Origin of the sequence: [Flexibacter] sp. ATCC 35208 (genome assembly GCF_001975825.1) — a bacterium.
Taxonomy (GTDB): Bacteria; Bacteroidota; Bacteroidia; order Chitinophagales; family Chitinophagaceae; genus Chitinophaga.
The window spans coordinates 39,347-58,961 of sequence record NZ_MTKN01000041.1 but is presented as its reverse complement, the minus strand read 5'-3'; the positions used below and the strand labels follow the sequence as shown (position 1 = coordinate 58,961).

20 protein-coding genes and 1 riboswitch are annotated in these 19,615 nt (G+C 45.2%); of the genes, 8 read left to right on the top strand and 12 right to left on the bottom strand.

Annotation, left to right across the window (positions count from 1 at the left end; genetic code table 11):
- Window positions 1-4: 4 nt before the first annotated feature.
- The 8 genes from BW716_RS23050 to BW716_RS23015 form a co-directional block, all read right to left on the bottom strand.
- Entirely contained in the window at window positions 5-1,231 is a 1,227-nt protein-coding gene (locus tag BW716_RS23050) for a hypothetical protein (protein ID WP_083726437.1), read from the bottom strand.
- Entirely contained in the window at window positions 1,218-3,539 is a 2,322-nt protein-coding gene (locus BW716_RS23045; protein ID WP_083726435.1) for a glycoside hydrolase family 20 zincin-like fold domain-containing protein, read from the bottom strand. Before BW716_RS23045 ends, BW716_RS23050 begins: the two co-directional genes overlap by 14 nt.
- Window positions 3,540-3,685: 146 nt before the next feature.
- Window positions 3,686-5,119, bottom strand: a complete 1,434-nt coding sequence (locus tag BW716_RS23040) for a glycoside hydrolase family 28 protein (protein WP_083726433.1) — start codon at window positions 5,117-5,119, stop codon at window positions 3,686-3,688.
- A gap of 111 nt (window positions 5,120-5,230) precedes the next feature.
- Window positions 5,231-5,440: a hypothetical protein gene (locus tag BW716_RS23035; protein WP_083726431.1), complete on the bottom strand. Its 210-nt coding sequence runs from the start codon at window positions 5,438-5,440 to the stop codon at window positions 5,231-5,233.
- Window positions 5,437-5,844 carry a hypothetical protein gene (locus tag BW716_RS23030; RefSeq protein ID WP_083726429.1) on the bottom strand — a complete coding sequence of 136 codons (408 nt, stop codon included), beginning with the start codon at window positions 5,842-5,844 and terminating at the stop codon, window positions 5,437-5,439. The genes BW716_RS23035 and BW716_RS23030 overlap by 4 nt, the downstream gene beginning before the upstream one ends.
- A 393-nt stretch (window positions 5,845-6,237) precedes the next feature.
- Window positions 6,238-6,465 carry a hypothetical protein gene (locus BW716_RS36230; protein WP_143708982.1) on the bottom strand — a complete coding sequence of 76 codons (228 nt, stop codon included), beginning with the start codon at window positions 6,463-6,465 and terminating at the stop codon, window positions 6,238-6,240.
- An 11-nt stretch (window positions 6,466-6,476) separates the two neighbouring features.
- Window positions 6,477-7,550 (bottom strand): LacI family DNA-binding transcriptional regulator, encoded by a 1,074-nt coding sequence (locus tag BW716_RS23020; protein WP_083726425.1) that lies wholly within the window; start codon window positions 7,548-7,550, stop codon window positions 6,477-6,479.
- A 248-nt stretch (window positions 7,551-7,798) separates the two neighbouring features.
- Entirely contained in the window at window positions 7,799-8,782 is a 984-nt protein-coding gene (locus BW716_RS23015) for a hypothetical protein (protein WP_083726423.1), read from the bottom strand.
- Between the two features lie 110 nt (window positions 8,783-8,892).
- On the opposite strand from BW716_RS23015, the gene mnmD reads away from it, so the two are divergent.
- A complete protein-coding gene (gene mnmD / locus BW716_RS23010) occupies window positions 8,893-9,513 on the top strand; it encodes a tRNA (5-methylaminomethyl-2-thiouridine)(34)-methyltransferase MnmD (protein WP_083726421.1) in 621 nt (206 codons plus the stop codon).
- A gap of 50 nt (window positions 9,514-9,563) precedes the next feature.
- Here the strand turns inward: mnmD and BW716_RS23005 are convergent, their stop codons facing one another.
- From BW716_RS23005 to BW716_RS22990, 4 genes are all read right to left on the bottom strand, one after another.
- The gene (locus BW716_RS23005; protein WP_083726419.1) at window positions 9,564-10,121 is read right to left on the bottom strand and encodes a group 1 truncated hemoglobin; all 558 of its coding nucleotides are present in this window, start codon (window positions 10,119-10,121) and stop codon (window positions 9,564-9,566) included.
- Between the two features lie 3 nt (window positions 10,122-10,124).
- Window positions 10,125-10,550 carry a hypothetical protein gene (locus tag BW716_RS23000; RefSeq protein WP_083726417.1) on the bottom strand — a complete coding sequence of 142 codons (426 nt, stop codon included), beginning with the start codon at window positions 10,548-10,550 and terminating at the stop codon, window positions 10,125-10,127.
- Window positions 10,551-10,670: 120 nt separating this feature from the next.
- Window positions 10,671-11,255, bottom strand: coding sequence for a DUF1543 domain-containing protein (locus BW716_RS22995; protein ID WP_083726415.1), 585 nt, complete (start codon window positions 11,253-11,255; stop codon window positions 10,671-10,673).
- Window positions 11,243-12,532, bottom strand: a complete 1,290-nt coding sequence (locus tag BW716_RS22990) for a cobyrinate a,c-diamide synthase (RefSeq protein WP_083726413.1) — start codon at window positions 12,530-12,532, stop codon at window positions 11,243-11,245. The genes BW716_RS22995 and BW716_RS22990 overlap by 13 nt, the downstream gene beginning before the upstream one ends.
- A 47-nt stretch (window positions 12,533-12,579) precedes the next feature.
- Between BW716_RS22990 and BW716_RS22985 the strand changes: the two genes are divergently transcribed.
- The 7 genes from BW716_RS22985 (at window position 12,580) to BW716_RS22955 (ending at window position 19,614) form a co-directional block, all read left to right on the top strand.
- Window positions 12,580-14,046 carry a cobyric acid synthase gene (locus BW716_RS22985; protein ID WP_179091235.1) on the top strand — a complete coding sequence of 489 codons (1,467 nt, stop codon included), beginning with the start codon at window positions 12,580-12,582 and terminating at the stop codon, window positions 14,044-14,046.
- Entirely contained in the window at window positions 14,043-15,059 is a 1,017-nt protein-coding gene (locus tag BW716_RS22980; RefSeq protein ID WP_083726411.1) for an aminotransferase class I/II-fold pyridoxal phosphate-dependent enzyme, read from the top strand. Before BW716_RS22985 ends, BW716_RS22980 begins: the two co-directional genes overlap by 4 nt.
- Complete coding sequence (gene cbiB, locus BW716_RS22975; protein ID WP_083726409.1) at window positions 15,044-15,970, top strand: adenosylcobinamide-phosphate synthase CbiB; 927 nt, start codon at window positions 15,044-15,046, stop codon at window positions 15,968-15,970. Before BW716_RS22980 ends, cbiB begins: the two co-directional genes overlap by 16 nt.
- 167 nt (window positions 15,971-16,137) lie before the next feature.
- Window positions 16,138-16,339, top strand: a riboswitch (cobalamin riboswitch).
- A gap of 130 nt (window positions 16,340-16,469) precedes the next feature.
- Complete coding sequence (locus BW716_RS22970) at window positions 16,470-16,829, top strand: ferredoxin (protein WP_083726407.1); 360 nt, start codon at window positions 16,470-16,472, stop codon at window positions 16,827-16,829.
- Between the two features lie 241 nt (window positions 16,830-17,070).
- Window positions 17,071-17,871, top strand: coding sequence for an NAD+ synthetase (locus tag BW716_RS22965; RefSeq protein ID WP_083726405.1), 801 nt, complete (start codon window positions 17,071-17,073; stop codon window positions 17,869-17,871).
- Window positions 17,858-18,697 (top strand): SDR family oxidoreductase, encoded by an 840-nt coding sequence (locus BW716_RS22960; RefSeq protein ID WP_083726403.1) that lies wholly within the window; start codon window positions 17,858-17,860, stop codon window positions 18,695-18,697. Before BW716_RS22965 ends, BW716_RS22960 begins: the two co-directional genes overlap by 14 nt.
- The gene (locus BW716_RS22955; RefSeq protein WP_083726401.1) at window positions 18,694-19,614 is read left to right on the top strand and encodes a sirohydrochlorin chelatase; all 921 of its coding nucleotides are present in this window, start codon (window positions 18,694-18,696) and stop codon (window positions 19,612-19,614) included. The genes BW716_RS22960 and BW716_RS22955 overlap by 4 nt, the downstream gene beginning before the upstream one ends.
- Window position 19,615: the final 1 nt, after the last annotated feature.

The window sequence follows — 19,615 nt, the reverse complement described above, 5'->3', positions numbered from 1 at the left end:
GACCCTACTTAAACTTATAATTCAGATAATCCGAAAGAAACCGGACTGCAAATGAAGTTCCGATATCCCTGTTTGTGAGCCATATTTTCCCTTTCTTAAATCTTGTGCGCGTTTCCAGTACGGCCCCCCGGAGGTTTGGATCCGGATGATTTTCGGCGAACCTGTTTTTCATAAGCCATACTGCCGACTTTTCTATATTCTCATTAAACTCTGTGTATCCCTGTTCTGCCAGCTTGATCCAGACAATGCCGGCAAGCGATACTGCCGAACCGGTGGCTGAACCTTTATCTGGCGTCCGTCCGTTTGTATAGTTATCATAATAGATGGTTCCTTCTTCCGTTTGGGTGTTTGCAAAAAGACGCGCTGTGCGGGCAGCTGCCTCCAGGTATTTTTTATCCTTTGTGAGATAAAACGCTTCTATCAGCGATTCAGCATACCATAAAGAAAAACGGGGATGAAAGGAATGTGCTTCCATTGAATTGGGTGTAAACCGCATCCACAAGCCTTCAGGCCCCTGCTTTTCGATCAGGCTGTTGCAAAGGAGGATGAATGCATTGCGAAAGGCTGTATCTCCTGAAAACTCATATGCATCCTTGAACAGGGATCCCTCTGTGTTTGGCCTTGATACGTCATACAGCTCTTGCTTCTTTTTGCCTTTCCAGAAAGGGCTGTTCTCTTTCACCACCTCCCCTGTTTTTACATCTATCAGGTCGTAGCACACGCCCATCTGCGGGTAATACATGTTTTTCAGCATCCATTTTGCTGCACCGGTAGCCACTTTTGCATATGTAGGATCTTTGGTGACCCTTGACAACTCATAGATACCTGGCGTACCATCGGAAACAGTAGCAAATACATAATAGTCCTGTCCCAGCACATCGCCATGGATAGCGCGCACCATGCCATTCAGTTTGGGATCGTCCTTTATTTCCATGTTGATCCAGTAATTGCCGCCTCTTTTCGCCGCATCCAGATAATGTATATTGCCTGTTACCTTATAAGCCGCCAGCAGTGCATTTACAGCCTGTCCAGTATGCCAGGGCACTTCGTAGGGATACCATTTTCCTTCCAGCACATTATAATCACAGCGGGACTTACCTGCGGAATCGATCAATACATCTGCCACATAGCGGGCAGTCTGATCGATGGCCCTGACGACATCTTCCTTTTTCAGCTGCGCCGGGGCTGATATCGTAAGCAGGCACATTAAAGCTGTTTTAATCCACTTCATAACGGTTGGTTTTTGAATTTATCTGGTATTTGTGCTTATGATTAGTGATTACAAGGTCATCCCGCAGCCGGAAGGTAAACCTGCGGCGATTTCCAGTGCTCCGGATGAGGATGTGGTTTATGCCTGTGTGTAAAGGTAGCTGCACCGGGTTTTGCACAGTTTTTACTTCATGGCCATTACAATACAACACCGTGCTGTCTCCGGCTGTCAGCCATGCATCTACTACCCGGGCGCTGTCTGTTTGTAGCTGGCAATAGGCATATACAACAGATGGCAGGTATTTTTCTTCCAGGTCGATAATCCCTCCATTTGTGGCTGCAAACTTCTGCCAGCGATACTTATTACCATCATAAATGTATACATCGCCAGGCGAAGGTTGCAACGCTTTATCCATTCCATCTATTGACGGCAGGTTACCGCACAGCAGCCAATTGGTAAAGTAAAAGGAGGTTGTTGGTATGATATCCTTTCTACGGGCTGGCAGCTCCTGTAATTCCTTCACCTTTTGCGACCAGGAGTGTAACACCGTATCCAGCCAGTAAGGTTGATTTTCATTCAACCATAGCTTCCTGAAGGTTTCGGCAGTAGCCTTGTAGGCTGCTACGAGACTGTCTGTGCTCATATCAGGATCTACCATAACCTGCCTGGTTCGCAGCATCAGCTCATACTGATGGATGACCAGCTGCATCGCTGCAAGATCTTCCGGATGAAGCGCAGGCACTGCCCGGTGGCTTAGGCTAGTGGCTATTCTCACAATATGTAATGCCTCGGCTATACTGTTATTATTCAGGATCATTTGTTTGCCGCTGTCAGGTACAATCTGTTGTTTCCACAGCTGATCATTCAGGTTATAGGTAACTGGCTGTTCACGCAGCTGCATCAGCGTAAAAAGAGCATTTACATAGTTACCATTATACGTACCATATGCAACGTTTTCAAAGCGGAGATCAAACCCATCAGCACCCGTATTCCAGCTTTTGTCTGCAGCAAGGTAAACCCCATACCAGTCTGCATCAAAAAGGTAGGTGCCGCCATCATCCCACACCGTAGTAAACACACCAGCGGCACCGCTCTCCCTGCCCTGTTTAATAAATCCGCCTATGTTTTTTTTCGCCATGATCATATCAGGAAACATGCGGTAAGAGTTGACAATACCCGGGCATACCATATACTGTAATCCCCGCCGGGCAAAAGGTTTTATCCACTGATCAAAGTTCGCCTGGTCTCCATATTCCCATGAGAGGTACATGATGTCTCTGGGGAGGAGGTCCAGAATTTCCGTATGCTTTAAGGCCATATCTCCCCACATCATCATTTTTTTACCATGTTGTTTCACGACATCATATAGTAATTGGAGAAAGCCGGCATAAAACTTCGGGATGCCTACGCTGTCAACATATTTTGCTGATCGTCCTTTATCAATTCCAAATGTTTCGTCACAGTTTACATTAAACCAGGGCGCGCTGAAGGCATCGCACAGCTCTCCAATTACATCCTTCAGGAATATGCGTGCACTGTCGTCAAGTGGTGAGATGAGCATAGCTGATTCTCCCATATGCCTGTATTGAGGTAATGCGAGGATCTTCTCAAAGTGGCCGAACGACTGAAAATTTCCTACCAGCTGCATGTGATAATCTGCTGCATAATCGCTTAGTTCACGGATTTGCCGGATAGTCAGCTTTCCATCTGCCGGGGCAAAATCCGGATGAGATAATGGCTGTACTACATGTTCTATATAAAACGAGAGATAATTGACCTTTAACTCTGCCAGGCGTTGAATTTGCTTTTTTATATAATCGACTGTCGATATGGGACCGCGGCTGATGTCGTCAAACACTACCCGGGCTGGAAAATCAGGCCAGTCAATAATGGTGACTGCTGTTTTCCAGTGTGCCCCTGTAAGCTGTCTGAGCGTTTGTAAACCGTAAAACAGTCCAACTTCATCGTTGGCAGCTATGAACCGATGTTGGTGATTGATGACTAGTATATATCCTTCTTTTCCTATTTTCTCAATATTATTTTGAGCATAACGCCGGACAAGCGCATTGATAGTTGCATTACCACTAATGATATATAGGCTAATGGCTTCCTGCGGACCGGATGCTGCCGGCAGTTGCCAGTGGCGAAGGAGACGTGCCTGCATAGCACTGTCCTTTCCAGTCAGCAGTAACTTTACAGGCATGCTGACATTGTCTTTCCCCTCCTTTACAAACTGCGGATAAGGAATTACCGGTAGAACAGCTGCGTGCGTGAATACCATGGGCAAAAACATCCCCATTAATAGAAATAGATTTCTATAAGCTGTCATAGTTTATGTATATCCACTGGAATAAAAGAATTGTCCCCCCTGATAAATTAGCTCCTACTTACCTATAGTGTGTTTAAACGAACATTTACATGAAAATGAAATACCTCTACTACAATATAAGAATTTTTCCGGTAACGTACCCGTAATTATTCAATTAATTTCTTTTTTGCACCTTTCTCCTGTGTAAAACCATTGCTGCTATCCTGTATGCTTATTCCTGCTACATCCAGATCAGTGCAGGCAAATTGTTGTGTATGGCTGATCACCAGGCCTGGCCTGCTGTCCTTTTCTTTAGCACGGAATGTAATATCAGATAATCTTATATCCTTTGCATATCTTATAAACAGGCCATAAGCTGGTAATACGCCAAACATGGTAGCTTCAGGATAATCCTTTTCCAGTTCCGGCACTGGCTGGCCAGAGGCTTTGCCACCACCAGCTGTTTCGATAGTAATATGAGATAGAGAGAGCGCCTGCAAGGGTGTACCTGCAATACCTGTGATGGAGCATCCTGTAACGTCGGCACCTGTAGCATGAATATCTGACAAATGTATATTTCTTATTATTCCGGGAGCTGGTGTTGCGCCGCCTTCCTTATATTTCCGGCCCCTGTTGCACAGGCGAATGAACAACGGCACTTGTGGCCCATCTATTACTATATTATTTATGGATACATTTTCCATGATGCCACCATCGGCCATTTCCAGTGAAATGCCGCTGTTTCCTGCAGGTTTGCCGTAAATGGTAATTAATTGCGCAGATGGCCGTATCACACAATTGGTGACGGCGATATTCCTGAAACCACCGGTGGATTCTGTACCAAACTTCAGCGCATTGCAGTGGCTGCTAATGACACAATTGCTGATAGTAATATTTTCCGAAATACGTGGTGATGTGCTCTTAATCGTAATTCCATCATCATCGCTATCCCCGTTGATGCCTGATATGATTACATTACGACAGCCATCAATATCCATCATATCATTATTCTTGTTGGAATGGTTCCAGATTCTTATATCCTGGATCTTTACATCGTCACAGTCAAGGTAGTGTTGCATCCAGAAGGCTGAATTACGTAGTGTAATGTCCCGCACAGAGATATTTTTACACCCGATGAACCACAGAAGGTATGGACGATTGCGGTATCGGTCCGGCTTCTTTAGGGTATTGGTCACAAATGCTGCGCCCTGTCCATCTATGATACCATTCCCTTCAATGTGCACGTTTTCCTGGTCTTTGCAGAAGAAGAGCGCCTGCTGTGCCCATTCATCTCCATAAAATCTAATACCGGCCTGCTGATGCGGGTATAATTTTGTATCCTTTTGTCCCAGGATGGTTGCTCCTCCTGCTATATATAAGGTGACATTACTTTTCAGATAAACGGTTGCACTCAGGTATTTCCCTGCTGGAAAATACACCTTTCCTCCCTTGGCAGCACAAGCATCCACTGCTTTTTGAATAGCAGCTGTATTATCAGTGGTGCTGTCTCCGATGGCTCCATAGCTGGTTATGTCGAACCATTGGCTGCGGGCTTCAATAGTAAATAATAAGCACCAAAGCCATATGCAATGCCTTATCATGAGTTTCTCATTTTACATGTGATGTAACAAAAACTGCTATCGTTTAACTAAGATAATAAATTTACGGGTACGTACCCGTTTTTTTATTATTTTTTTGAATGAGATAATTTATCAAACGATAAGCCTATAGGTAACACTACGAATCCGCTGATCTTCCGAAGGCTGTAAAATCAACTCCAGAGGGTATGCTTTCAATGCGGGATAAGGCGTCCGGTACCTTGCTACTATCCAGCTGTCATTGCCTGAGGTGATGCTGAGCGCCCATTGATGTGTACCTGTACTAAGCAATTCCGTTTGGCTATCTACCATTGTAATTTTCATGCTGTTGTCCCGGATAATTGGTTCAATAATCCTGACCGGTGGCAGGGCGTCATGGCCGATAACTGTAATTTTTTTTGAAGGAAGCTGTCGTCCAATAAATAACGGATCTTATAGCCTACGCCTCTTGTGAGCCATTCCTTATCTTTCATCTCACCAGATACGGTCACTTCGTAGGTGCGTGGCCAGGTCTGGTTTGCAGATAAACGGCTGTCGAACTCAAACATGTTGGTAAAATACCCTGTGCTGTCAGTATATTCAATCCGTGGTGTTAGTGGCAAAACGCCCCAGGCTTCCGGAAAGCTCATATGCTCAGGACGGGTGTAGATGGTGGGGCTTGAAGCGCCCATGAACCCGCAGCCTGAGGCCCACAGGTGACTCACCTTTCCCCCATCAGGACAGAACATCTATTTCCCTTTGCTGCCTGGTCTTTGTAGCGGTACACAGTGATTGTGGCCATAAAGCAGGCCGTTTTGACCTCAATCACATCAAGTGTGGGCAAACATCATCAAACTGGCTTCATCAGCAGGAATCGCCTTATAATGCCACATTTTTTTGTTTCCAACTCATAAGCCAGCACCAGGTTTTTAGCTTTTGCAAAAGTGGGATATACACAGGGCGGGGTATTTAAGACTGCTATATGCTGTGGGCCGTATCCCAGCAAGCTGTCTTTCAGGATATTCTGCCGGATAAAGGCCAGGTTCCGCAGGGCCGCGGTGGCATAACGGTCATCCTTGTTTAATAGAGGTAGTCAGCGGTGGCTGTCATGCCGGTGCGCCATTGCTGTTGCTGTGTGGGCGTTAATGCCAGCTTCTGATAAGACAGCAATAACAACAGCAACTGATCTGTAGTGGTGCCTGTTCACACCAGATGCTGCCATCAGCAGCCTGCCTTTGCAATAAGGCACCTGAAAGGGTGGGTAAAGTACCTGCATAGGCCTTATTGGGATAAAGCTCCTGCGCACTACCAGGCAGGCAAAGGAGCATGAATCCTGACAATAAAAGGATCAAGTGCTGGCTACGAAACATTGTGTGTGTGTTTAATTCCGATAGTACCGGCAATTTTCTTTTGTAACAATCTCAATTGGCATAAGGTACTCAGGCTCTACGGGTTGGTCATAAACAAGGTGCTGGAACAAAGTGATGATACCTCTGTACCCTTGCTCACGCGGCTTCTCACAGATAAGAAAATCAATAGTTCCAGACTGGAGATAGCTTACATTATCTGGAATAAAATCATATCCCAGCAGGATCAGGTGTTTAAGGCCAGCCTTTTCAAGGCAACGGGCAACCAGTGATACCCTGGAGTTAGTGACGAAAATAGCGCCGATGGCATTATCTTTTTTAAGGAGCTTTGTCAGATGGCGGGCCACTATTTCATAATCCGTATCCTTAGAATCGAATGTAATCAGCTCATAAGGCAGCTGATTGTCTTTGAAATACGCCCTGAAGCCTTCTTCCTTTCTCAATATGGAATAGTTGGTATCTATTTCCTGCGCGATTTTCGTAATAACAATCTTCTGCCCTTCCCGGATGCCATAACTTGCAAGCTGAGCGGCTACGTAGCCACTATGAAAGTTTTCAGGCCCAATATAGCACATGGCGTTAAAGCCGGGAATATCTGTATTGATCAGCACATAAGGAATACCGGACTCCTTGCAGTAATCAATGAGCTGTAAGGCAGTATCAGAAAATGTGGGTGTTAGCAGGATGCCATCCGGGGCCGAGCGTATGATTTTTTTTACCTGTTTTTTAAAAGTGGCTTCATCGTTCTGGTCAAAGAAAAGCCGCTCTACCTTTATTCCATACTGCCTGATTTCATTTTCGGCCTGGTCAATCCCTTCCTTGGGTGCTTCCCAGAAAGCTGTCTCTGGCGAGGTGACAGGCAATAGCGTGGCCAGCCGCAGATTTCCCCTGCTGGCCAGTGCCAGGCGCCGCGCCAGTACATTGGGCTGGTAATTCAGCCTTTTCATGATCTCCCGGATCAAGGCCTTTGTCTTCTCAGATACTCCTTCCCTGTTGTGAATTACCCTGTCTACCGTTGCTATAGATACCTGTGCAAGCCTTGCAATTTCTTTTACTCCTGCGGCTGCTTTGCTATTATCTTTCTTCATAATATTATTAGCTATAACAAATATAAACAATTAAACAGCCGCGTTGTATGACATTGCCTCCATGTTTTTCACTGTCCTTTCTCCAGTATGATCGAATCCCCTTTCCCGTTCATAATCCACCATAGCGGCAGACCTGTAATTGATGAACGCCTGGTGCAGGTGGCAGAGCTATTGCCCCTGCTGTACTTACTAAAATAAAAAAGCGCACCTGCCAGAAGACAGATGCGCTTTTTTACATTTGCTTTTTTTCAATAGTAGATATCTACCACCCCATTCGGGGTACCATTCGTTACCACACTCGCATGTTGTCCGCAATCCGTCACCGCATTCGCCACTGTCCAGGACAATGCTGATTGCGTACCACCCTGTAACTGTATCTGAATATTACTGAAGGTGGTCTTCGTTGTATTCGGATAATCAGTACATACTACAGGATAGTATACTTCCAGTGACTCAGCTGCCCAATAGAGCTTTTGGATATTACTCACTGAAAGATTGATAGAAGAATAGCCGGTGAAAGCAGATGTGTAGCTATAGGTGCTGCCACTGCTGCCGGTGAGGGTCATGATACCAGTGAGGCTCGTACCGGCACTCACCCTCACAAGGTTACTGAAGATAGCAGTTCCGCTGGAACCATCTACATACCAGTTGGCAATGGCCCAGTAGTTACCACCACCTGCTGCAGAAGGCCCCCATTGTAAAACGGGTTGCAGGATGTAGGAACTATTTTGGAGACCATTGAACATAAAGATGGTCTGCCCATTGGAAGTGGAAGGTGCAGGTGGTACCGTCCAGGTGGTAGAAAAATAAGAAATCGGTGTAGACACCGGGTTACTCCAGTAAGTGTAAGCAATCCAACCGGAGCTGAGGGGTTTTACTTTCCGCGCTAAAGGAGCAGCGCTGTTGACATTACCAGGGTAATCAGGAAATGCGCCGGCATCGGCATGGATAGCGCCAAAGTCTTTGGCGACTTTGCCTGTGGCATCGTCGATGGCTCTTAAACGGCCACCCTGTACATCCAGGTGTTGTCCTTGTTCGATTTTGCTAACTTTGTCAGCTGGGCGCCAACCGCCGGGAGTTAGTACCATACCTGCCTGGGCTGAGTTGTCAGTGGCAACGGTAGTGGTAGAAACGGGGGGCGCGTCCGGAGCAGATTTGGTCGTTTCTTTGCCGCATGCAGCAAAGAAGAGGGCGCTGATGAGTATCAGACCGCCAACATAGGTGTGTTTCATGCGTGATCGGGTTTTCTGGTTATTATGGGGATGTTCTTAAAGTTACCTTGTTTGGATGCGGGGACATAGCAGGGGGAGGTTTTTAAGTTGTTTTTAAGTTCCTTTGTGATATGAAAAGGGAATTACTGGTCACGGCTGATGGCTCCCATACAATAGCTATTCCGGACATGAACGTAACATATCATAGCACACACGGTGCGATACAGGAAAGTATGCATGTATTTATCCATTCGGGTTTACATGCTATACAGGCACCTGCCATTCGCATCTTTGAAATGGGATTTGGTACAGGATTGAATGCTTTGCTCACTTTACAGTATGCTACTACACCTGTATATTACTACGCTGTAGAACAATTTCCCTTGACAGCACAGGAAGTAGAAGGATTAAATTATGGTGCCGATCTACATCAATACCCCTGGAATAAAGATGTAAAAATTTCTGAAAAGTTTACCCTGCACAAAGCCCATGCATCTTTATTAGATGTAGCTCCTTTTGTCCAAACCTTTCATTTAATTTATTACGATGCCTTTGCACCTGCAGCCCAACCGGAATTATGGTCGGTCGCTGTCTTTGAAAAATTATATAGCTTATTAGAACCGGGAGGAATACTGGTTACCTATTGTAGTAAAGGAGATGTAAGAAGAGCTATGCTGGCCGCGGGTTTCAATGTAGAAAAATTAGCAGGCCCGCCGGGAAAAAGAGAAATGCTGCGAGCGGTAAGACCCTAACGACAAATGTCCCAACATATGTTGAGACACCTGTTCTTTTTTTAAACAGATTATTTTTGTACGACCTGTGTACGCAGCGTTTCTACGAGTGCACCTACCCTTCCGATCAACTGATCAGACAAGCCATTTTTCTTTGCACCTATTACGAGGTCTGCAACAAATGCATCGAAATCATCATTGGCAGCCTTCCCATTCATGCGGGAATTCTGTGCCGGATCGTGTGCTGCTGTCATACTTTTACCACCATATGTATAACTGGTAGAACCTGTACCTACACATACAAAGTCAGTGAGGTTCTTGCTAAGTGCTTCAAAACCGCTGGTATTGCCGGCGGTAACTTCTGCCAGCAGAGTTTGGAAAAATCCATTGATAGCAGTATCTGCTGCAATCACGAAGATGGTACTGTCTAATACAGAACGAATGCCAAGACGACCCTGTTGAATCATAGTACCAGAATTGGCAGGATCATTCACCATAGTGGATCCTCCGAGCGAATCATACAATGTTTTTGTTGTTTCCGTTTTATCTGAATCTTTCTTGCACGAGGTGAGGAACAGGCCTGTGCCAAAGATACCAGCTAATAATAACAGTGCTGCGTTACTTTTCATTTTCTATTTTTTACTTATGAATAAGTTCATAATTTTTCCGGTGAATGACTGTGCCATAGCCGGACAGCCTTTCTGCATATCAGCAGCGCTGGGTACAAATCGTGTAGCCGTATAATGTAGTGACTGACCACACCTGCTGATGATGTCGTTGGCATCCGCCAGCAATGGAGAATAAGTAAATATAGCGATACGTGTTCCTGCATTCACCAATACGTGATCTACGCCGGGCTGTGCATAGAGCCAGGCCTGTACCTGTTCTCCTTCCTGGGCCGTAAGTGATTGCTGAATGTCCATTCTGGCCATGATTCGTGTATGCGCATCCGCTGGCTTTGGCCGGGTTACAAGGTAAATGTGTACTGCCAGTACGAGTACCAGGCACGCGAGTATACCTCCCGCCCATGGCAGGATTTTCAGAGCTTTCCTTATCATAAAATAATGTGTAAATTATAGAAACCAGCTTCCGTATCTGACGATGTAGTTTTGCTACATATTCAGATACGGGAAATATATTCAGCTGGATTTAAAAGCTGAAAAATAATTGAAGAGGGGTTATTCGGAAGTATATTCTCCTTTCAGTATGCGATCCAGTTTAAAATATCCCAGGTGTACCCGATCTGGCTTTGCAGCTGGACCAGCAGGTTTTAACTCCAAAGCATATTGTGCTCTGATAGTAGCAGGGAGTATTTCTTCTATCAATGCAAAATCATCGATATCTACACCATACTTGTCATCGATGTGTGATGTAGCACCGGGGAATGTGGTATGCTTGAAAAACGCAGTAGCTTTTGCTTTTCGAAGCGCTTCGTTCTTTTCTTTACCAGTGGAGAGCAATTTGTAATGGTATTCCTCCATTTCATTTTCTTTGTATCCACCAAGGTTGATGAAGTAAAGTTGTGTACCACCAGCTTCTTTTTCTGTACGGGGTATCACCTTTACCTGCATATCATCTACAAGCGTCACTTCTCTGAAAGCATCAAGGTGAAGATTCCCTTTTGCTTCCGGCCAGAAGGCTTCCAGCGCAGGTATTACCTCCTTCAGTGAAGTAGCGACACCAAAGAATACATCATGCTGTTCTGTGTGTCTGCCTGCAGGCTTGCATCCTGCAAGGATCATAAAAAGCTTTACTTGTTCCATAATGATAAAAGTATTGCGACGTCTTCACCCCAGTAAAAATGAATGTAGGAGGCGAGCACATTTTGTTGTCTGTAAATAGGTGTTAGTACGGCTTTACCACGGGCATTCTGTACTTCGCCGATGGTGATGAGATTTGATGTGGCGTGTGAGTAATGGAATTCGTGCCCTTTCAAAACCGCATCTTCAATTTTTACTTTGCGATAACCTAGTGATAAGCGACTATCAACCATGCTGGTCTCAAGGTCCAGTACACCACACATGTCGTGGCGGGTGCCTTCCTGATCTGTAATAACGTTGCCCAGGTACATCATCCCCCCACATTCTGCAATCACACGTCCGCCGTTTTCGCAATAGTCGCGAATAGCTTTTCGCATGGCGAGGTTCTGCTGTAAGGCGGATAAATATAATTCAGGATAGCCTCCGGCGAGGTAGAGCAGATCTGCTTCAGGTAAAGATGTATCATGTATTGGACTAAAATAGGTCACATCTCCAAACTGACGGATATTCTCTGCATAGATAAAATTAAATGCTTCGTCCCGGGCTACAGCGATCTTAAATTTCTTTTGAAAAAAAGAATGCCTTGTCTCTGTCGAAGGTCTGTTTTTCTCCGTCAAAGCCAATAACCCATCAATATCCACCGACTTACTTACATGAGCAGCTGCCAGCTCTACAATCGCCTCATAATCATTTTCACCTGACAATGCCAACCCCAGATGTCTGGAAGGAATCTTTATCTCTTCATTCACAGGAATATACCCCAATGGCATAATACCCACATCCCCGCACGCATCCTTCAGAAACTGATAATGACTCTCCGTATTGACAAAATTGAAAATAACCCCGGCAATCTTTACATCCGTATTAAAATTCTTCAACCCATACAACAACGGCGCCACTGAATACGCCATTGCCTTTGCATTCACCACCAGTATCACAGGTATATCCAGCAACAATGCAATCGCCGCACTACTCCCCTCCCATTTCACTGCTCCGTCATACAACCCCATCACACCTTCTGTGACTACCACATCTGCATCATCGCTGTAGTGACTATACAGATCCTGCACATGTGCCTCACTCATCATAAACGTATCCAGATTGATGCTCTGCCTGCGGGCTGCCCGGGTATGATGGGTTGTATCGATATAATCAGGGCCGCATTTAAAAGGCTGGACCTGCAAGCCCCTGTTATGCAATGCCCGCAACAACCCCAAAGTGAGTGTGGTCTTGCCTGAATGGCTGGATGGTGCTGCGATTAAAAACTGAGGCTTCTTCATTTGGTCAAAGATAGTACATTTGTAAAATTATCTATACGCCCAACGCTATGCAGCAATTAAAACCCATCATGTTTGTAGGTACCGCTTCAGACGTCGGGAAAAGCTTTATAAATACCGGTTTCTGCCGCATCTTCAAACAGGATGGTTACCAACCAGCTCCGTTTAAGGCACAGAACATGTCACTCAACAGCTTCGTTACTCCTGACGGACTTGAAATAGGCCGAGCGCAAGCAGTACAGGCAGAAGCCTGTGGGCTGCCCTGTAGTGCAGATATGAACCCTGTATTGCTGAAACCTACGAATGACAAGACCTCGCAGGTTGTATTGATGGGTAAACCTGTGGGGAGCCAGTCGGCCTATGATTACTTCATGGGGAATAATAAACAGGAATTGTTGAATGCTGCCAAAGCAGCCTTTGACAGGTTGCTGGCCCAGTATAGCCCTGTAGTAATGGAAGGTGCAGGTAGTATCAGTGAACTAAACCTGAAACACAGGGATATTACAAATATGCGGATGGCACTGCATGCAAGGGCAGATGTATACCTCGTTGCAGACATTGACAAAGGCGGCATCTTTGGGAGTGTATATGGCACAATCGCACTTTTACCTCCTGAAGAAAAAGCATTGCTGAAAGGCATCATCGTCAATAAATTCCGTGGCGATGCCCGTCTTTTTGAAACCGGAAAAACCTTGCTGGAAGAGCTGTGTGGTGTTCCTGTAGTTGGTATCATCCCTTATCGAAGGGATATCTACGTAGAGGAAGAAGACTCTGTGGCACTGGCTCGTAAGCAACAACAGGCAGGTAGTGGCAAAGTCAATGTAGTAGTAGTTTTACTAAACCGTTTGTCCAACTTCACAGACTTTACCGTACTCGAAAAAGATGAGCGCGTACACCTGTATTATAGCAATAACGCGGCTGAAATTGCACAGGCAGACATTGTGATTATACCCGGTAGTAAAAATACCATTGCAGACCTGGTGGATATCAAAAATAATGGTGTGGCAACAGCCATCACACAGGCATTCAAAGACGGCAAGACTGTGATTGGTATCTGTGGTGGTTACCAGATGATGGGGCATAGTGTGGAAGATCCTGTAGGTGTGGAAGGTACTGTTTCTTATATGCCCGGGCTGGGGTTGCTACCAGTAACAACAGTACTTACTGAAGTAAAGACCACACAACAATGCACCTTTCAATATAAAAATAGTGCCGCTATCTGTGAAGGATATGAGATTCATATGGGGATTACCTCAAGCAACACCCCATTGAATACGATGCCCCATGGCCACGGTGATGGGTATATATTGAACGACCGCTGCTGGGGCACCTATATCCATGGCATTTTGGATAACCCTGTAGTCGTGGACGACCTGCTTTCCCCTTTCAGGCTGGAAGCTGCCGCCCCCTTTGATTACAACAATTATAAACATGAGCAGTACGATAAACTGGCACAACATCTGCGCGAACATGTCGATATTGCCTACATTTACAGTCAATTAAAAAGTGAACAATGATATTAGGTCATGGAGATGACAGGTATCTGTATTCCCGGGAAATTCTTGCTGATTTTAGTTCTAACGTGTATTACAAAGGACTTTCCATTGGTTTGGTACATCACCTGAGCACACAACTTTTCAGATTAAAAAATTATCCGGAAGCAAACGCACAAAGTTTGCAGGAAGCATTGGCACAATGGCATGAGATTACGCCGTCACAAGTCTTAGCCACAAATGGCGCAACTGAAGCTTTTTATCTGGTAGCCCATGCATGGAGAGGCCAATCGGCAACGGTTGTCATTCCTGCATTTGCAGAGTATGAAGATGCCTGCAGGGTGAATGATATTTCAGTATCGCATCTTGAATGGTCTTCTCTAAAACAGGATACTACATTTGCGACAGAGCTGGTATTTTTAGGTAATCCTAATAATCCTACCGGGGCTTTGTTATCAGTTGACTTTCTACAGGCATTGCTGCTAAACAATACTACAATCACGTTTGTGATCGATGAAGCATATGTAGACTTTACCCATGAAAGAAAATCGCTGGTTAACTCACTGGATGACTTACCGAATTTAATTATCATCAAATCACTCACCAAAACTTATGCAATACCGGGTTTGAGGCTAGGGTATTTATTAAGTAGCACTGATACGATCGCTAAAATAACAGTCTCAAAAATGCCCTGGTCAGTGAATGCACTGGCCATTGAAGCGGGCTTGTATATTGTGGCGCATAAAGAACAACTGACATTTAATGCAGTAGATTTATTGCAGGATACGGCTAACTTAATGGCGGCATTGAGTATTCATGTGAAAGTCATGCCTACTCAGACGAACTTCTTTTTATGTGAGTTAATAAATGGTACTGCTGCTGATCTAAAGGCATATCTGGTAGAAGAGCATAGCTTACTCATCAGGGATGCCAGCAATTTCAAAAGTCTCAGTCCGAAACATTTCAGGGTGGCGACACAGACGCCCGAAAAAAATGCTCTATTGATTAAAGGTATCAATGCATGGATGGAAAAATAATATGGATTCCTTTGGTGGTGGGGTATGTGTTGGATTTGCTCCTGGGCGATCCAGGGTGGTTGCCGCATCCGGTGCGGTTGTTTGGCAATCTGATCGCATTTGGTGAAAAGAGACTCAATAATGGATCCAGACGTATTCTAAAAGGAGCTGTATTAACCGTGGTATTGTGCCTCGGGGTGTATGCTTTCTTCTATTCCATGCAGGAAATACTGCCGCTCTGGGCGAGGTATATTTTCAACAGTATTTTTGTTTTTTACGGTTTGGCCAATAAGAGCCTTTTACAGGAGGGCGCAGCCGTTTATGACGCCTTATGCCACCAGGGGCTGGAAGCAGGCAGAAAACGCCTTGCCTGGATCGTAGGCAGGGATACTTCAAAGCTGCAGGAGAACCAGATCCGGATAGCGGTATTGGAGACCTTGTCAGAGAACCTTAGTGACGGAGTGATTGCCCCCCTGCTCTTTTATGCAGTAGGTGGTGTACCTGCTATGATGCTGTACAAGATGATCAATACGCTGGACTCTATGATTGGGTATAAAAGCGAGCGCTATTTATATTTTGGCCGGTTTGCCGCCAGACTGGATGATGTGGCAAACTATATACCCGCAAGGGTGACGGCGTTTTTGATGGTGCTGGTCTCCTTCAGTAAACGGGGATGGCAGTATATATTTAAATACGGTCACAAGCACGCCAGTCCCAATTCAGGTTACCCGGAGGCGGCGCTGGCTGGGATTATGAATTGCAGGTTCGGCGGGCCGAATGTGTATCATGGCGTGGTGGTAGAGAAGCCTTATATCGGTGAGCACCAACGGGAAATTCAACATGAAGAATTACGAAAAGTGATGTTTATAAATCAATCAGTAACTTTCCTGATGGTGGTGCTGATAATATTATTTAAAGCATTCTATTCATAACAATAAAAGCGGAACTCTGAAACCTGGTATCAAAGACCAGTTTTTATCCCCTCCCCTAACGAATCTAAATCGTCCGCCAGCTCACTCTTCCCTTCACTATCCATATAGTTATACTTCATAAGGTGGGTTTATTGTCCTTAACTGCCGGAAAGTTAATTTTATTTACTACTTTTACCCCGGTTTATGGTTTTTATACGCCTCCCAGGCGGATAAAATTAAAAGGGAATCTGGTGTAAATCCAGAACAGTTCCCGCTGCTGTAAGTTCCATCAATCGCTTTTAACATCTGCAAAGCCACTGTTCCTACCGGAACGGGAAGGCGTTAAAAGTGGAACAAGTCAGAAGACCTGCCAAAAACTATAACTACTTATCCAATGCTTTCGGGAAAAAAGTACAGGGATTGCAAACAACATACACTGCGTTTGCTCTTGCCGCTTTTTCTCCTGTCTGCTTGTTTAATCGTTAACGGGTAATTAACTGCATTAAATGTTTTAAAAGGTATGGCTATTAAAGATCTGACCAAGGTTCAGAAGATGGTTTTTATTTGCAATGGTGGAACCTGTGCTAAAGGCGGTGCAGACGAAAACACTTTAGCTTTGAGGGCACACCTCACCAAACATGGCATGGATGATGAAATTCATACTGTTCGCACTAAATGTATGGGTCAATGTACCAGCGGACCAATTATATTCATTCACCCCGAAGGTGCCTGGTATGGTGGCGTAAACCCTGAGATTGCACGTGATATTGCGACTCAGCATCTCTTACAAAACACTTTACTGAAACCACAACTTTGCTTCCCGGAACCAGATGCCTTGGTGTTACAGCCTGTAACGTTTAGCGCAGCGAAAGCAGAATAAACCACAGCATCGTCACCAACGAAAATGGTGAATATACCCTTGCCTACCTTGCTCCCGGAGAATACACATTGATCCATGCCCGGACTCATACACAGAGAACCTGTTCAATACACAATAGGCTGAGGCATAGTTTTACGACGAATCAGGATTGAAAGGTGAGGCGGAACCTGTTTATGATTTTCACATCACACCAGGCATACCCTTGTTTATAAAAGGAAGTTTGCGCGTATATTTTTAAATTATGGGAACCGATATTTCAGGATTTATCGTATTGGCTGTCCTTGGCCTTCGCCACGGACTTGACCCGGACCACATTACAGTGATCGATGGTTATACTTACCGCCTCCACATGCACAAAAGTACATGGAGCAAATGGGTAGGTACCCTCTTTACATTTGGACATGGCATTATGGTCACCGCCATTGCATTATTCCTTTGTATACTGAAGAACAATTTCAATATCCCACCATTGCTGGATATCGTGGTTGAATGGACTGCCTCGCTGATGCTGTTCTTTATGGGTATTTCTAACCTTATCTATTTGAAGAGAGGTCAGGTACAAATGGCCGGTATCCGACAGAAATTAATCCCGAATGCATTCAACAAAAGCCTGAATCCGTTCACAGTAATACTCACAGGCATCATCTTCGGGTTCATCTTCGATACCTCTTCGCAGATTGCAGCCTTTGGTTATGCTGTAGCAGTATCAAACCAATGGATCTACGCAATCCTGGGTGGCGTAGTGTTCTCCCTGGGATTAATCCTCACAGGCACCTGCGATTCCATGTTGCTCAGCAAACTACTCAAGACCTTCGACCAGAAGAAGATCCAAAACCACCGGTTCAAATTAAATGTACTGATCACAATCATGTGTTTCGCAATTCCCATCTATAAAATACTCAGTACATGGAATACTTCCCTGGAATTGAGCGACACACAGAACAATATTGTGGGAATAATTTTCGTAAGTATCATCATTTCATTGTATGCTGATTTATATTTGAGGCACAAATTCAGTAAATCAGACAATGGAACAGAATGAGTATACAAAGAACAGATCCATCAGCATCTTAGGCTGTGGCTGGCTCGGCTTACCATTAGCCGAACTTTTTGTTCAGCAGGGATACCAGGTTAAGGGGTCTGTGACCAGTGAAGAAAAGCTGGAAACACTGTCTGAAAAAGGGGTACTCCCCTACCAGGTCACCATCACCGACCAGGCCATTGACTGTAATGACCTGCAGGCATTCCTGGATAGCGATATCCTGATCATCAATTTCCCACCCGGTCGCAGACCGGATATTGCCACTTATCACCCTGCCCAGATTGCCCTACTGATTCAGGCAATTGAGGTAAGCCCTGTCAAACACGTGCTGCTTATCAGCTCCACCTCCGTATACCCTGACCTGAACAGGGAAATTACGGAAAAGGACATAGTACCCCCGACCAAAGGTAGCGGACAAGCCCTGTTGCAGGCAGAGAACCTGCTCCTTTCACAAACGAAATTTACCACTACTATACTTAGATTAGGAGGTTTGATCGGGTACGACCGTATGCCGGCGCGCTTCCTGGCGGGCAAAAAAGATGTGGAAAACGGAGATGCCCCTATCAATGTGATCCACCAGGACGATTGCTTAGGACTGATCAGTGCGCTCATTGAACAGGAGGTTTGGGGAGATATTTTTCATGCTGCTGCCGATGAACACCCGACCCGCAAAGTTTACTATACATTGGCAGCTGAAAAAGCAGGGCTGGAAGTTCCTACCTTTGCCGAAGGCAAACCATTGTGTTTTAAGATTATCAATTCTGATAAGATCAAGCACCGCCTGCGTTATACATTCAAACATCCTAACCCACTGGCATTATTATGAAAGGGATATTAATATGCGGACATGGCAGCAGGGACCCGGAAGGAGTACGGGGATTTAAAGAGCTGGTCGCTTTGCTTAAAGAGCGATACCCGGACTATATGGTCGATTATGGCTTCCTGGAATTTTCACATCCCGTATATGCAGCGGCGGTAGAACGCATGTATCTGGCAGGAGTGCGCGAAATCCTGGCAATTCCGGCTATTCTCTTTGCCGGCGCGCATGCCAAGAATGATATTCCTTATGAGATGAATACCCTGCAAAGCCAGTATGAAGGATTGACGATACGGCTAGGCAGGCATATAGGCATTACGCCGTCTATTTTAAAACTCGCACAGAAACTTATACGGGAAGCAGGTGGTACGGGAGATCTTTCTGATACCTGTCTGCTTGTAGTTGGCAGAGGAACTTCCGATCCGGATGCCAATGCTGATGTGGCGAAAATGACCCGGATGCTGTGGGAAGGAATGGGATTTGGCTTTGCAACGACGGCCTATATCGGAGTGACAAAGCCTTTGCTGCAGGAAGCCTTGCCCCTGGTGAATCTCTTGCCCTATAAGAGGATCATCTCGGTGCCGGTATTTTTGTTTACAGGCGTGTTATTGAAAAAGATATATACGCAGCTGGACGAATACAAAGCACAGACTGATAAAACAATACTATATACTTCCGGTTTCGAATGTGATGACCTATTATTAGAGACGATCGATGAACGGATCAGAGAGGTAGAAGTTGGAAGACCAGAGATGAATTGCCAGCTTTGTAAGTATAGAACTCAGATAATTGGATTTGAGGAGGAGGTGGGCAAAGAGCAGGTGGGGCACCATCTGGCTGTGAAAGGGATCTTGTTTGAAGAGGATGAGAAGATTGAATCGGGGAATAAGGTGATCAGCAAATTTAAAAAGATATTGGGGATCTGAG